Here is a 13,812-nt window from a genome sequence, read left to right as displayed (position 1 = left end):
GGAAAAATAGGTTCGGGAAGATGCTTCCCAATTAAAAAAGTGGGAGTGAATAGAATGGCTGAAAACAGAGAACGCAATCGTGCTGATGTTGACGCTGGTGAAGCGGTTGGAACAGGTGCCGGTGCTGTTGCAGGTGCTGCTGTAGGTTCTGTTCTTGGACCAATTGGTACGGTTGCCGGGGCAGTTGTCGGCGGAGCATTGGGTAACAAAGCGGGAGATGCTGCTGATAACGCCGTCGATGAAGCTGCAGGACGAGAAGATTAGCATAAAGGAACGTATTGCATAAACCAGTGCAGGGGACTCCCAAAAAGGGAGTCCTTTTTGTGAGAAATTCCCATGGCTGTAAGGTAGTTTTTTCCTTAATAAAAGAGAAAATACAAGGTCATTATATTGAGGTACTTCAAAACAAAGGAGAGATACTCTTGACTCAAATTGATGTAAATCAACTAAATCAAGCTAAAGCAAATGTAACATTAACTCAAGAATTGTTAACAAAAGCAATTGAAAAAGCAAATTCCGATCCCATTCTCGCTCAGGAAGCGATTAAACAAGCATCAAACGAAATATCGTCTGCATTAACCGCGGTAACACAAGTACAAAAAACATCACAAACTGAATCAACAGAATTTTAAAATAGTTGTTTAAAAAACCCCTCAGACTTTGTCAAGGGGTTTTTTTATGCTCCTTATTATTTTTTGAAAAATAATCAAGCAATCCTAAGTAAATCCCCTGAGCGACGTTTTCATTGAAAGCCGAACTTTCCACAATGGAATCGTCTTGTTTATTTGAGAGAAAACCAAGCTCAATAAGGGTACTCGGTTGAGAATTATTCCGCAGCACACTTAAGTTATTGTATCGGGTTCCGACATTCTCCAATTTTGTTGTTTTGGCAACCTCATTTAAAATGTCGGAGGCTAATTCATTATCTCTTGACTTTTGAAAGTAAAAATCAGTCACACCATGGACGGACGGGTCTTTGATCCAATTGTAATGAAAACTGATAAAAGCATCCGCATCGTTTTGGTTTGAGATAGTAGATCGTTCTGGTAATGAGATGTAGGTATCATTTGTCCGGGTCATAATGACATTCGCACCAGCATTTTTAAGCTTTTGCTCCACTGCTTTGGCTGTTTCTAGGGTTAATTTTTTTTCATGTGTACCGTCAATGCTTGTGGTCCCGATATCGACGCCGCCATGACCGGGGTCAAGGACAATGGTTTTTCCGTTAAGGGGTCCTTGGATAGTTGTTTTTGCCGCCGGGGTCTTGGATGATTTGGTTGCGGGTGCAGGTGCAGGACTCTTTTTGCCATGGTCCATAGTGTTCTTTGATGTTGGTGGCTTAGAAACAGCTTGTGTGTGAAGCTTGTCCGGTTCGTGTTTTGTAATGTAATATTCGTTTACCCACCCTTTCATGCCGGAGGAAGACACGATTTTGGCCCAACCTGCTTGTTCTGCCTGAACGGTTATCTGGGCGCCCCAATCTAATTTGCCGATAACGGGGTTCGATACGCCGGGGCCCGTGCGAACATTTAGGAAATCAGTATTTACGGTCGCTCCTACATTTTTTGGCGGGGCCGTGTAAGCGTGGCTGATCCAGCCAATTTGGTTGTTTCCCAGTTTAATTTGATCCCAGTTGTTCTTTTTCCGAATGACTACAAGTGTGTCCCCTTTATGAACAAGACCGAGCACCTTTCCTGAAATGCCAGGAGATTCCCGGACGTTCAGATTGGTTGCTGTTACGGTGACTTTCGTTGGGGAGGGATTTGCGTATGCATCTTGGTCCATTTCGACAAAGGGTATCGCGATGACACTAAGGCCGATCAGCAGTTTAACGAGGCCGAAGTTTTTGAGTTTGGTTGTGATCATTTTCGTAACCTCCTTCTTTTTCAAACTCTAAAACTAGTATGGACAGGTTTCTAGCAAAATATAATCTGGAATTTTAATTTTCAGATTATAAGTGTAGGTCTTTTTCAAACAAGTTTAAGAAAAAAATAGAGTCGAAATTCTAGTATAATCTCTGAAATCTGTGTCTATCCTGTTCCTATACAAGAGTAAATTGGGAGAGTGCCAGTGAAAAGGGGAATGATCGATGTATACTGAGGAATTAAATAAAATGATTGCCTTAAAAAAGATGGATTTAGAGGAATGTGAATACGAACTTTATAATCGCTACTATCCTTCGATTGTCAGAATGGCGATGACGAATTACATATCCGTCTTGCAGACACAATTGGAAAAGTATCAGCATGAACGAATAAAAAACAATCAGATATGACCTATATTTAAAAAGTTACTAGAGCCAGGCAGGGATGCCTGGCTTTTAGATTGTCTATGGTGGATTGGCACAAATGTGAGCTTGAACGGAACATAAACCAACCCCAATATGGAACATAGATTCAAAACCTATATAAAACAGAGACGCCGCCCAAAGCAGCGTCTCTTCCTTTGTCCGCGTGGAATGAACAAAACCGGCAAAAAGTCCACGGGCGGTGCCTGTCACCACCATATGATGTCACTTGGTGGATTATTTTTCGGTGGACCTTAAAATAGTCTACAAAAGAGTAATAATTCAGACTATAATCCTCCAATCTGAGGGTAGATAATGGAATTACGAAATCAAAAGGAGGAAAGGCGATGCAGCGACCGCTTGAGAATGTTCGAGTATTAGATTTTACGAGAGTGTTGGCCGGACCGTATTGTACGATGCTTTTGGCAGACATGGGTGCGGAAGTAATTAAGATTGAAAGACCCGGTGCCGGTGATGATACGAGGCACTTCGGTCCGTTTCAGAATGGCGAAAGCGGTTACTTTGTTTATTTGAATCGTGGTAAAAAAAGTATGGCGCTAGATTTAAAAAATCCACATGCCATTACAGCACTAAAGGAATTAGTCAAAGAATCGGATGTAGTGGTAGAAAATTTCCGCCCAGGCGTAATGAAAAAACTAGGATTGGATTATGAAAGCCTAAAAGAATTAAATCCGTCTATCATTTATTCCTCGATTTCAGGATTCGGGCAATATGGCCCGTATAGCCAGAGACCAGCCTATGACTTGGTTGCCCAAGCAATGGGAGGGATGACAAGTATAACCGGTCATCCGGATGATCCGCCCACACGGTCTGGCGCTTCACTAGGGGACATGAGTGCCGCTCTTTACGCGGTATATGGAATTATGGTAGCGCTGTTCCACAGAGAACGCACGGGTGAGGGACAATTAATCGACGTTGCCATGACGGATAGCATCTTTGCGCTCTTAGAAAATAATGTGATGCGCTACACGGTAGATAAAATCGTACCGGAACGCATTGGCAGTCGGCACCCAATCAGTTCACCGTTTGATATCTATCAAGCCCAAGATGGCCATGTGGTGATCGCAGTTGCCAATGAATCTTTATTTGGAAAATTAGCAGCGGTTATGAAACAGCCCGAACTGGCAGAAGATAAAAGATTTTACCTTGATTCGTTACGTACGAAAAATGAAACCGAGTTGAAGGCTATCATTGAAAACTGGCTGCGTGGATATACCGTTGCTGAAGCGGTCGAGATGATTTCTGAAGGCGGGGTTCCATGCTCCCCCATTCTAACCATTGGGGATGTATGTGAAGATGAACATACAAAAGCGAGGGAAATGCTCATTCGAGTCGACCATCCTGTGGCAGGGCCCATGAAGATACCAGGAAATCCAGTTAAACTTTCGCAAACTCCTGCGGTGATCAAAGAAGCATCCCCGATTCTTGGTGAACACACCGGCCAAGTGTTAAAAGACGTATTAAAGTGGGATTGGAGAAGATTGCAAGACTTAGAGGAGCAGGAAGTATAAAAAGAAAGCTCATTTCGGGAGATTCAGCGGCGAAAAATCATACTTTTTCCGCGAATCAAAAAAACAATATTAAAAAGGAGCCAAAACATATGAATTTCGAACTAACAGATGAACAAAAAAGTATTAGAGCTATGGTAAGAGACTTTAGCCGCGAGGTTATTTTACCAAAAGCAGCAGAGTTAGATGAACAAAACCGTTTTCCAACGGAACATATCAGCAAGCTGGCAGAGTTAGGATTATTGGGAATTGCCTATCCGGAGAAAGATGGCGGTGTTGGAGCAGATTCCATTGCAGAAGCGATTGCAGTTGAAGAAATCACCTATGCCTGCGCGGCAACGGGATCGATTTTAACCGCGCATTACTTAGGAATTGACGGCCTTTTCCTAGCCGCAAATCAAGAGCAAAGAGAAAACTTTTTAGTACCCGGATGTACAGGTGAAAAATTATTTGCCTTTGGTTTAACCGAACCAAACGGAGGCACGGATGTTGGCTCCATGAAAACCAATGCCCGTTTGGATAACGATGAATATGTCCTCAATGGAACAAAACATTTCATCACCAATGGTGCCGAAGCCGATATCATCGTCGTTTATGCCAAAACAGATACAGCCGCCGGAACAAAAGGAATTAGTGCATTTATTGTCGAAAAAGGTACTCCAGGACTTTCTTTCGGAGCAGGCGATGACAAAATGGGAATTCGTGGGGCGCGAACTCACGAAGTGATTTTTGAAAATTGCCGGATTCCCAAAGAGAACTTAGTCGGAAAAGAAGGCGATGGCTTTAAAATTGCGATGAGTGTCGTCGATCGCGGTCGAATTGGGATTGCAGCAATGGCAGTAGGGTTATCCCAAGCGGCACTTGATGCAGCGGTTTCCTATTCAAAAGAAAGAATCGCCTTCAATAAGCCGATTGCACAATATCAAGGATTGCAGTGGATGCTGGCGGAGATGGCTGCAGACGTGGAAATGGCTCGGCTGTATACGTACTATGCTGCTAGTTTAAAAGATAAAGAGGGCTACCGAATTTCAAAAGAGGCGGCGATTGCGAAGCTAATGGCTTCAGAGGCCTCCCATCGTGTCGTCCACAAAGCCGTACAAATTCACGGGGGATTCGGCTACATGAAGGAATATCCAGTGGAGCGGATGTATCGCGACCAACGAATTTTGGAGATTTTTGAAGGAACCTCACAAGTGCAAAAAATGGTGATCGCAGGTCATCTATTAAAATAATGGGAGGAAGTAGCATGGTTACCGAAGCTAAACGTGTCATTAAAGCCCCAACTGGGACAGAGCTTTCCTGTAAAGGCTGGGTGCAAGAAGCGGCATTACGCATGTTGATGAATAATTTGGATCCGGAGGTCGCGGAAAATCCGGATGAGCTCGTGGTTTACGGAGGAATTGGCAAAGCAGCGCGAAATTGGGAGTCCTTTGATGCAATTGTCAAGTCGCTCAAGAATCTTGAAAACAATGAAACTCTGTTAATTCAATCCGGTAAGCCGGTTGGCATTTTTCGGACACATGAGATGGCTCCACGAGTATTAATCGCCAATTCCAATTTGGTGCCAGCATGGGCAAACTGGGACCATTTTAATGAATTAGAAGAAAAGGGTTTGATGATGTATGGGCAAATGACAGCGGGAAGCTGGATCTATATCGGTGCCCAGGGAATTTTACAAGGAACATACTTAAGTTTTGTGGAGGCTGGAAAAAAAGCATTCGGTACTGATGACTTAACCGGAAGATTTATTTTAACCGGGGGCATGGGCGGAATGAGCGGGGCCCAGCCGCTTGCTGGAAAAATGGCCAAGGCGGTCATTTTGGTGGTCGAAGTGGATAGGCAGCGCATTGAACGGAAAATCAAAGAGGGCTACTGTGATTACCTTTGCGAAAGCCTAGATGAAGCACTTCTCATGGTAAAAGAGATAACGGAAAAAGGCGAGCCTGCTTCCATTGGTCTTGTCGGCAATTGCGCAGATATCTATCCAGAACTTGTACAACGCGGGGTAATCCCGGATATCGTTACCGATCAAACGAGTGCACATGATCCAATCAATGGGTATGTACCACATGGAATGACGTATGATGAGGCATTAGCGCTTAGAAAAACTGACCCGAAAACATATGAACAAAAAGCAATGGAATCCATGGCCGTACATGTCCAAGCGATGCTTGATTTGCAACAGGCTGGAGCGGAAACGTTTGATTACGGCAATAACATTCGGGCATATGCGCAAAAAATGGGAGTCGAAAATGCATTTGATTTTCCAGGATTTGTCCCGGCGTACCTAAGACCGTTATTTTGTGAAGGAAAAGGCCCGTTCAGATGGGCTGCTTTATCCGGAAACCCGGAGGATATTTATAAAACAGACAGGGTCGCACTCGAAATGTTTGCTGAGGATAAATCGCTAGTGAACTGGATTGAAATGGCACAGAAAATGGTGAAATGGCAAGGCCTTCCTGCCCGGATTTGCTGGTTGGGATACGGAGAACGGCATAGGTTTGCTTTGAAAATTAATGAAATGGTTGCGAGCGGGGAAATCAGCGCACCGATTGTCTTTGGCCGAGACCATCTGGATAGCGGTTCGGTGGCCTCTCCAAACCGCGAGACGGAAGCGATGCGGGACGGCAGTGACGCGATTGCGGATTGGCCGATTTTAAATGCCTTAATCAATACATGCGGCGGTGCAAGCTGGGTGAGCATTCACCAAGGGGGCGGCGTGGGCATGGGGTATTCCCAGCATGCCGGTCAGGTGCTTGTGGCCGATGGTTCGAAGGAAGCGGCCGAGCGGATTGAACGGGTATTGGTTTCCGATCCTGGGATGGGCGTCATTCGCCATGCGGATGCTGGCTATGATAAAGCAATCAAGGTGGCAAAAGAAAGAGGCGTAAGGATTCCAATGCTTGAGGAATAAATTTTACTTGGGAGAGGCGGGGGAGTTGGCTGACTGGAGGAGAGTAGTATTTAATTGGTGGAAAGTTATCTTCATTGTCGTAGAGCGGCATCCAATTGTCGGAAGATGGCTTCTAATTGTCGGAAGGCAGCATCCAATTGTCGTATAACGCTCGCCAATTGTCGCAACCACCGCCCCTACCTATAAAAAATGGAGGTGCCAAACCATGTTAAATCTATTTGTGCTCCTAAAACGCACATTTGATACCGAAGAAAAAATCACTGTTCATCAAGGAGAAATTGACCAAAACGATGCAAAATTCATTATCAACCCATATGACGAATATGCCATCGAAGAAGCGCTGCAACTCAAAGATAAACACGGCGGCGAGGTAACCGTTGTAACGGTGGGAGACGAAGAAGCGGAAAGTGAATTACGGACAGCACTTGCGATGGGTTGCGATAAAGCTGTTTTAATCGAGTATGAAGAGGAGCTCGACCCATACATTAGTGCGAAAATTTTGACCTCCTATTTAAAAGACCAAAACGTTGACTTAATTTTAGCAGGCAACGCCACCATCGATAACAGCACCGGACAAGTCGGACCGCGTGTCGCTGAGCTATTAAACATTCCTTATGTGACAACCGTAACCAAACTGCAAATAGACGGATCCATCGTGACCGTGCATCGCGATGTCGAAGGGGATACGGAGGTCATCGAAACCACATTGCCACTGTTGATCACAGCTCAGCAAGGATTGAACGAGCCGCGGTACCCATCACTTCCAGGGATCATGAAAGCTAAGAAAAAGCCGCTTACTACCCTTGAATTAGATGATATCGACGTAGACGAGGACGAAATTGCTCCAAAAACAAAAAAAGTAAGAACCTTTTTACCACCGGAAAAAGAAGAAGGATATGTGCTGCAAGGCGAGCTTGCTGACCAAGCAAAAGAGCTTGTTTCCCTTCTTTATAATGTAAAGAAAGTAATCGGATAAGGAGGACGGACGATGAAAAAAGTACTTGTGGTCGGAGAAGTTCGAAATGGGACAATAAGAAAGGTTTCATTTGAAGTCATTGCGGCTGCTACTGCTTTGGCAGACGGCGGGGAAATCATAGGACTGTTAATCGGGAACGGGTTCCAAGAGATAGCGAAAGAACTAGTGGAATACGGGGCAGACCGTGTCATTTTAGCTGAAAATGAAAAACTCGGTAGCTATACTTCAGACGGATATGGACAAGCATTAATGCAAATCATCAGCACTGAGCAGCCAGAGGCAATCGTTTTTGGCCACACTTCCTTTGGCAAGGATTTATCGCCAAAAATTGCTGCAAAATTGGATGCCGGGTTAATCTCGGATGTGGTTGAAATTACCGCGAACGAGGGTGAAATCATTTGTACCCGTCCGGTCTATGCCGGAAAAGCTTTCGAGGAAAAGCAGATAATCGAAGGAACATCACTTGTCTCCATTCGGCCGAATAATATCGCTGCACTGGAAAAAGAAGTAGGGAGACAAGGGGAGATCCAATCCGTTAAAGTAGAGGTAAAGGATCTACGGACCATTGTCAAAGAGGTCGTTCGAAAAGCGGTAACCGGGGTTGATTTGACTGAAGCGAAAGTGATTATTTCCGGCGGCAGAGGAGTAAAAAGCGCAGAGGGCTTTACCTTGCTTCAAGAGTTGTCTGATGTACTGGGTGGTGCTGTTGGTGCTTCAAGAGGGGCCTGTGATGCCGGCTACTGCGATTATTCGCTGCAAATTGGCCAAACCGGAAAGGTGGTCACCCCTGATCTGTACATTGCTTGTGGAATATCCGGTGCGATCCAGCACGTGGCAGGAATGTCCAATTCAAAGGTGGTAGTTGCCATCAACAAAGACCCGGAAGCCACTATTTTTTCCATTGCGGACTTTGGGATTGTGGGCGACCTATTTGAAGTGCTGCCGCTGTTAATAAAGGAATTTAAACAGATTCTTGAAACAACTGAAGTTGCAGTGGGATAACATTTTTTAATCGTGGGTGTCTAAATGTTTTAAAAGAGGAAGGAGGACTGGCGATTTTGAAAACGATTTCTTCGCCAATCGGTAGGGAGCTTTCATGTAAAAGTTGGGAAACAGAGGCATTAATGCGCTTATTAATGAACAGCTTGGATCCGCGTGTTGCCGAGAACAATCAAGAATTAATCGTCTATGGGGGAACGGGGAAAGCGGCGCGAAACAAAGAAATGCTTGAAGTGATTATCAAAGAGCTGAAACAGTTAGAGCCGGATTCGACGTTGATGATTCAATCAGGAAAACCGGTAGCCTCCTTCCGCACCTTTCCTTTTTTTCCACGCGTGATTTCTTCTTCCTCCATGGTCGTTCCGAAATGGGCAACCTGGAAGGAATTCTCGCGCTTGGAGGAAAAGGGTTTAACGATGTATGGACAAGCAACCGCAGCATCATGGGCATATATTGGCGTTCAAGGTGTGCTGCAGGCAACATTTGAAACCATGAGTGAAGTCGCCAAGCGATATTTTAATGGAACCTTAAAAGGGAAAATTGTCCTCACCTCGGGCTTAGGGGGCATGGGTTCGGCGCAGCCTCTATCCGTAACGATGAATGGCGGAGTAGCCATCGTTGTCGAAATCGATGAGAAAAAGATTGGGCGACGCCTGTTGAACAACTACTGTGATATTATGGTTCACACGGTTGACGAAGCACTGGAGCTGGCAAATGAAGCGGCCTTCCATGAAAGACCGATGGCGATTGCGTTGCTCGGAAATGCTGCTGACGTATACAATGACTTGATTATGCGCGGCGTCACGCCTGATGTGGTAACCGATCAAACAGCGGCACATGATTTATTGCACGGCTATATTCCAAGTGGAGTCACCTTGGATCAGGCGGATTTTTTACGAAATAAAAAACCGGAAAAGTATGTGGAATTAGCTTCAAAAACGGTCATCAGTCACGTGAAAGCGATGAAAATGTTCCAGGAACGTGGTGCGGTGGTGTTTGATTATGGCAATAATATCCGCGGTCAAGCATCGAAGGCGGGATATCAAGAAGCATTTGCCTTCCCGGGATTTATTTCTGAATATTTAAGACCTCTCTATTGTGAGGGGCGCGGTCCTTGCCGCTGGATTGCTTTATCGGGCGACCCTGGTGATATTTATAAAATAGATGAAGTAATCTTATCGAAGTTTAATCATGATGAACGGATTTGCCGGTGGATTCGTTATGTCCAAGATAAAATCTATTTTTACGGACTGCCGGCAAGAACGTGTTGGTTGGATTATAAGGAGCGTGAACAAATCGGAGAAATCATCAATCATATGGTGGCATCAGGCGAGCTGGCTGCACCTGTAGCGATTACACGCGATCACTCGGAAGGAAGTACAATGGCGGCCCCTAATCGTGAAACAGAATGGATGATGGATGGAAGCGATGCAGTCGCGGACTGGCCAATTTTAAATGGATTGTTGAACACCTGTGCGGGTGCATCGATGGTCAGCATTCAGCACGGGGGCGGTGTGGGAATTGGTAACTCGATTCATTCCGGAATGACAGCGGTAGCGGATGGCAGCATGGAGGCCGGCGAAAAATTAAAGCGGCTGTTAAAAATTGACCCCGGTTTAAATATCATTCGCCATGCAGATGCCGGCTACCCAACAGCAAAAAAAATGATCGAAAAGTATGGAATCAACAAACCACTCTAGCAGGCAATTCTTCTTAGTGAAGGGGTGTGATCCAATGAACGAGACGCTTGTCATGATTTCAAATGACGAAACAGCCATACAGCTAATCGAATCAGTTAATACAAAATACCATTTTCACTTTACGATTAAGGTTTATGACGTCAGGAGTGATTGGGAAAACAGGATTAAGCAGAACGATCCCCAACTCTTGTTTCTCGATATTGACGAGATGGACCGTAAAATCATCGATGAGAAACGGATCAGCCCTTGGATTATTCTTAAATCAAATTTTTCAAAAGAAGAACTCCGTCAATTTTTTAAAAAGGGTGCTTTTGATTGCTTACAAAAACCAATTACCGACACAAGCCTTTATTACCTGCTACACGAATGTAAGGCGGAAATGGAGAAAAGGGCGTCCACTTTTCATAATGAAAGTAAGTCAAAAGTCAGTAATACCTCATTAAAAAGCAACCTTGCATATGATTTAATTTTTGGAAATGTAAAGAATTCGAAGGAGATATGGGACCGCAGCAAATGGGCGGGTCTTTCGGTTGTCCCGAACACCGCGATGGTCATTCATATTGATGAATTTCATCGCCTTACGAAAAATAAAAGCAAGCTTTGGGAGCATACGATTCGGAACGAAGTCATCACGGCCATTCAGCAGTTTCAGGATCAAGACTGCGGCGAAATCTTGCCCATCGTGACCGCTCCGGACAAAATTGCGGTACTGCTTTCGATTCCATTACGAAGCAGTACGGACGAATATAAGCTATTAGCTAGTGCTTATGGCGGAAAAATAAAAACCTATATCCATGAGAAAACGGGTAATACCGTAACGATTGGAATCGGCCATTATTACGAGGACGCCCGAAATTTACATGTTTCCTATCAAGAGGCATTGCAGGCCCAAACCTATAAATTTTTTGCTGGAACCGATTCGATTTTTCATATTGCCGATTTGAAGCCGTTCGAGAGTGAGACAGCTCTGCTTCCGAACAATGAGATTGAAACGTTAGCGAATAAGCTGACGGTCGGGGATTTTGTTGGCATGAGGCAAAACTTGGAGAAGGTGTTTGACAAGGTATTTACGCAGCAAAATGTGGACCCGGAAGTTTTGAAGCTGCAAATTCTTGATCTCCTGACGACTTTAGCCCGATCGGCTATAAATGGCGGGGCAAGGCCAAAAGATATTATCTCGATTCATCTCCAATATGCCCGGGATTTACTGATGGTTGAAAATACGACTCAAATGAAGCAATGGTTTTCAGAGGCCATGAAGCAGCTGTTAGACCGGGTTTTGGATGATTATAATGAGGCCGCACTGAAGTCCATCCAAAAAGCGATTACCTTTATTGATCAGCGTTATGTTGAAAATATTTCATTAGAGCAGGTCGCCAGCCATGTTCAGTTAAGTCCGAATTATTTTAGTAATCTTTTTAAAAAAACAACCGGCACGTCATTTATTGAATATATGACCCATTTGCGCATTGAAAAAGCAAAAGAGATGTTGACGAATTTAAATCAAACCGTATACCAGGTGGCCAATGCTGTGGGCTACCATGATGCCCGCTATTTTAGCCGGGTGTTTAAATCGGTTTGCGGGAAGACCCCAAGTAAATATCGGAATTCCTTGCTTGGAACGCAGGAATAAGAAACCCAAACGCGTGCCTTAAAGTGTTGGGTTTTTTATTGGGCATTGGAAAGAGTTTCGAGGTTTCATCGTTTGGTCGTTTTTTCTTAAGTATGAATTTGACTTCAATTGGAAAAAGGAATTCAAACGAAAAATAATCGACTATTTAGTAAAATTATCTACTTTTTATACTAAAGCGGTATTGATAATATTTAGACAATTGGTAATGTTTTAAAATCATTTTTTTAAAAAGGAGGGCTTGAAGGTAATTGTAAGCGGTTGCGAATGGCGGTTCATCATCTAAAATTAAGGGGAAGGTGGGGTTTTAATGATTGAAAAACGCACAATAGAATATATTCCTGAAGAGGAGCGACATGGCAGTGTTCGGAATTTATTTTCGATTTGGTTTAGCTCCAATATGCAAATTACCACGCTTGTAACGGGGGCTTTGGCGATTGAGTTCGGCTTAAATCTGTTTTGGAGTATTGTTGCCATTGTTTTAGGGAACTTAGTCGGCGCCGTCTTCATGGCTTCCCATTCAGCTCAGGGTCCAAAGCTTGGGGTTCCACAAATGATTCAAAGCCGCGCCCAATTTGGTGTAATCGGCGCAGTACTGCCTCTAATCATTGTAACACTTATGTATATCGGTTTCTTTGCCGGAAGCAGTGTTTTGGGTGCTCAGGCACTCAGCAGTGCATTTTCCCTCCCCATCAATGGAGGCATTATCCTCTTAGGCGTTATTACCTGTTTCATTACCATTTTAGGTTACGATTTAATTCATCGACTTGAACGCTATTTTGCTATTTTATTTGCGATTGTCTTTCTATTTGTCACCTTTGAAATTTTCCGTCTCCCATTACCAGCTGGCTCTTGGGATCCATCCCATTTTGATTTAGGTCCATTTTTATTAACCATTAGTATTGTAGCTACGTGGCAACTAACATATGCACCATACGTAGCAGATTATTCAAGATATCTTCCTAGCAATACACCGGCTTCAAAAACATTTGGTTATTCCTATGCAGGAACAGTTGTTGGAACGGTTTGGATGATGTCCTTAGGTGTATTTTTAACAGCGGCTATTCCGAAATTTCTTGATAATGCCAGCGCTGGGCTTGTGAAGCTGGTTGGTCCACAGTTTGGAATCTTCATGTATTTTGTTATTATCTTAGGGGTAATCGGAGTAAACGTGTTGAACCTTTACGGGGCGTTTATGTCTGTTACGACGACGCTAGAGGCGTTCACCAAATTAAAAGGAACAACGAGAGCGCGTTTTTGGCTAGTATTTTCTACAGCGATTGTTGGCACTGTTTTATCCGTTTGGGGACATGGAAATTTCCTTGAAAACTTTGAGAATCTTATCCTATTATTGTCTTATTTTATGGTTCCTTGGACGGCCATTAACCTAGTAGACTATTATATGCTCCGCCACGGCGAATATAATGTAGAGGCGATTTTTGATGTAAATGGAGAGTACGGAAAATTCAATTGGATTGCGATTGGTTCTTACTTGGTTGCGGTCGTACTCGAAATTCCTTTTGTGAACACCACCATGTACGTCGGCCCGATTGCCAAGGCGTTGGATGGCACTGATTTGGCCTGGATGGTGGGGTTAGTGGTACCAACGATTCTTTATTACTATCCAATGAAAAAGAAAATCAGTTTACCGAGCGAAGGTCTTCAAAATGAGCGGTTGGGGATTGAGAAATAAATTTGGGAGAAAGCCAGGCGGATGCCTGGCTTTTAATATATCAAGAATAATATGGTTCATATATTAGCTAGAACGGAACATAGA

The 13,812-nt window shown here is 44.0% G+C and carries 13 protein-coding genes; 12 read left to right on the top strand and 1 reads right to left on the bottom strand.

Features of this window, described 5'->3' with window-relative positions; genetic code table 11:
- Positions 1-54 precede the first annotated feature (54 nt).
- Positions 55-264 (top strand): glycine zipper domain-containing protein, encoded by a 210-nt coding sequence (locus tag ACFQZ9_RS12690; protein ID WP_498944082.1) that lies wholly within the window; start codon positions 55-57, stop codon positions 262-264.
- Between the two features lie 59 nt (positions 265-323).
- Positions 324-632, top strand: a complete 309-nt coding sequence (locus tag ACFQZ9_RS12685; protein ID WP_498944081.1) for a hypothetical protein — start codon at positions 324-326, stop codon at positions 630-632.
- Between the two features lie 31 nt (positions 633-663).
- Here ACFQZ9_RS12685 and ACFQZ9_RS12680 read toward each other — a convergent pair whose 3' ends face one another.
- The gene (locus ACFQZ9_RS12680; protein WP_498944080.1) at positions 664-1,866 is read right to left on the bottom strand and encodes an N-acetylmuramoyl-L-alanine amidase family protein; all 1,203 of its coding nucleotides are present in this window, start codon (positions 1,864-1,866) and stop codon (positions 664-666) included.
- Positions 1,867-2,089: 223 nt separating this feature from the next.
- On the opposite strand from ACFQZ9_RS12680, the gene ACFQZ9_RS12675 reads away from it, so the two are divergent.
- The 10 genes from ACFQZ9_RS12675 (at position 2,090) to ACFQZ9_RS12630 (ending at position 13,728) form a co-directional block, all read left to right on the top strand.
- A complete protein-coding gene (locus tag ACFQZ9_RS12675; protein ID WP_498944079.1) occupies positions 2,090-2,275 on the top strand; it encodes a hypothetical protein in 186 nt (61 codons plus the stop codon).
- 359 nt (positions 2,276-2,634) lie between these two features.
- Positions 2,635-3,819 (top strand): CaiB/BaiF CoA transferase family protein, encoded by a 1,185-nt coding sequence (locus ACFQZ9_RS12670; RefSeq protein ID WP_498944078.1) that lies wholly within the window; start codon positions 2,635-2,637, stop codon positions 3,817-3,819.
- An 89-nt stretch (positions 3,820-3,908) separates the two neighbouring features.
- Positions 3,909-5,048: an acyl-CoA dehydrogenase family protein gene (locus ACFQZ9_RS12665; protein WP_198310808.1), complete on the top strand. Its 1,140-nt coding sequence runs from the start codon at positions 3,909-3,911 to the stop codon at positions 5,046-5,048.
- A gap of 14 nt (positions 5,049-5,062) precedes the next feature.
- The gene (gene hutU / locus ACFQZ9_RS12660) at positions 5,063-6,730 is read left to right on the top strand and encodes a urocanate hydratase (protein ID WP_498944077.1); all 1,668 of its coding nucleotides are present in this window, start codon (positions 5,063-5,065) and stop codon (positions 6,728-6,730) included.
- A gap of 25 nt (positions 6,731-6,755) precedes the next feature.
- Complete coding sequence (locus ACFQZ9_RS12655; RefSeq protein ID WP_498944076.1) at positions 6,756-6,878, top strand: hypothetical protein; 123 nt, start codon at positions 6,756-6,758, stop codon at positions 6,876-6,878.
- Between the two features lie 57 nt (positions 6,879-6,935).
- The gene (locus ACFQZ9_RS12650) at positions 6,936-7,706 is read left to right on the top strand and encodes an electron transfer flavoprotein subunit beta/FixA family protein (protein ID WP_498944075.1); all 771 of its coding nucleotides are present in this window, start codon (positions 6,936-6,938) and stop codon (positions 7,704-7,706) included.
- A gap of 12 nt (positions 7,707-7,718) precedes the next feature.
- Entirely contained in the window at positions 7,719-8,708 is a 990-nt protein-coding gene (locus ACFQZ9_RS12645) for an electron transfer flavoprotein subunit alpha/FixB family protein (RefSeq protein WP_498944074.1), read from the top strand.
- A gap of 47 nt (positions 8,709-8,755) precedes the next feature.
- Positions 8,756-10,405, top strand: coding sequence for a urocanate hydratase (hutU, locus tag ACFQZ9_RS12640; RefSeq protein ID WP_498944271.1), 1,650 nt, complete (start codon positions 8,756-8,758; stop codon positions 10,403-10,405).
- Between the two features lie 34 nt (positions 10,406-10,439).
- Complete coding sequence (locus ACFQZ9_RS12635) at positions 10,440-12,038, top strand: helix-turn-helix domain-containing protein (protein WP_498944073.1); 1,599 nt, start codon at positions 10,440-10,442, stop codon at positions 12,036-12,038.
- Positions 12,039-12,345: 307 nt separating this feature from the next.
- Complete coding sequence (locus ACFQZ9_RS12630) at positions 12,346-13,728, top strand: purine-cytosine permease family protein (RefSeq protein WP_498944072.1); 1,383 nt, start codon at positions 12,346-12,348, stop codon at positions 13,726-13,728.
- The last annotated feature ends 84 nt before the right edge of the window (positions 13,729-13,812 follow it).

This window comes from Neobacillus sp. GCM10027624 (assembly GCF_042675345.1).
Classification (GTDB): domain Bacteria; phylum Bacillota; class Bacilli; order Bacillales; family Cytobacillaceae; genus Neobacillus; species Neobacillus cucumis_D.
Note: the sequence above shows the minus strand (reverse complement) of the source record. Positions and strands in the feature narration are given on the sequence as shown.

What these genes read in the sequence shown, in the direction of transcription:
- hutU (WP_498944077.1), top strand. Translation starts at nt 5,063, where the DNA reads ATGGTTACCGAAGCTAAACGTGTCATTAAAGCCCCAACTGGGACAGAG.
- ACFQZ9_RS12635 (WP_498944073.1), top strand. Translation starts at nt 10,440, where the DNA reads ATGAACGAGACGCTTGTCATGATTTCAAATGACGAAACAGCCATACAG.
- ACFQZ9_RS12645 (WP_498944074.1), top strand. Translation starts at nt 7,719, where the DNA reads ATGAAAAAAGTACTTGTGGTCGGAGAAGTTCGAAATGGGACAATAAGA.
- ACFQZ9_RS12650 (WP_498944075.1), top strand. Translation starts at nt 6,936, where the DNA reads ATGTTAAATCTATTTGTGCTCCTAAAACGCACATTTGATACCGAAGAA.
- ACFQZ9_RS12630 (WP_498944072.1), top strand. Translation starts at nt 12,346, where the DNA reads ATGATTGAAAAACGCACAATAGAATATATTCCTGAAGAGGAGCGACAT.
- ACFQZ9_RS12690 (WP_498944082.1), top strand. Translation starts at nt 55, where the DNA reads ATGGCTGAAAACAGAGAACGCAATCGTGCTGATGTTGACGCTGGTGAA.
- ACFQZ9_RS12670 (WP_498944078.1), top strand. Translation starts at nt 2,635, where the DNA reads ATGCAGCGACCGCTTGAGAATGTTCGAGTATTAGATTTTACGAGAGTG.
- ACFQZ9_RS12665 (WP_198310808.1), top strand. Translation starts at nt 3,909, where the DNA reads ATGAATTTCGAACTAACAGATGAACAAAAAAGTATTAGAGCTATGGTA.
- ACFQZ9_RS12680 (WP_498944080.1), bottom strand. Translation starts at nt 1,866, where the DNA reads ATGATCACAACCAAACTCAAAAACTTCGGCCTCGTTAAACTGCTGATC.
- ACFQZ9_RS12675 (WP_498944079.1), top strand. Translation starts at nt 2,090, where the DNA reads ATGTATACTGAGGAATTAAATAAAATGATTGCCTTAAAAAAGATGGAT.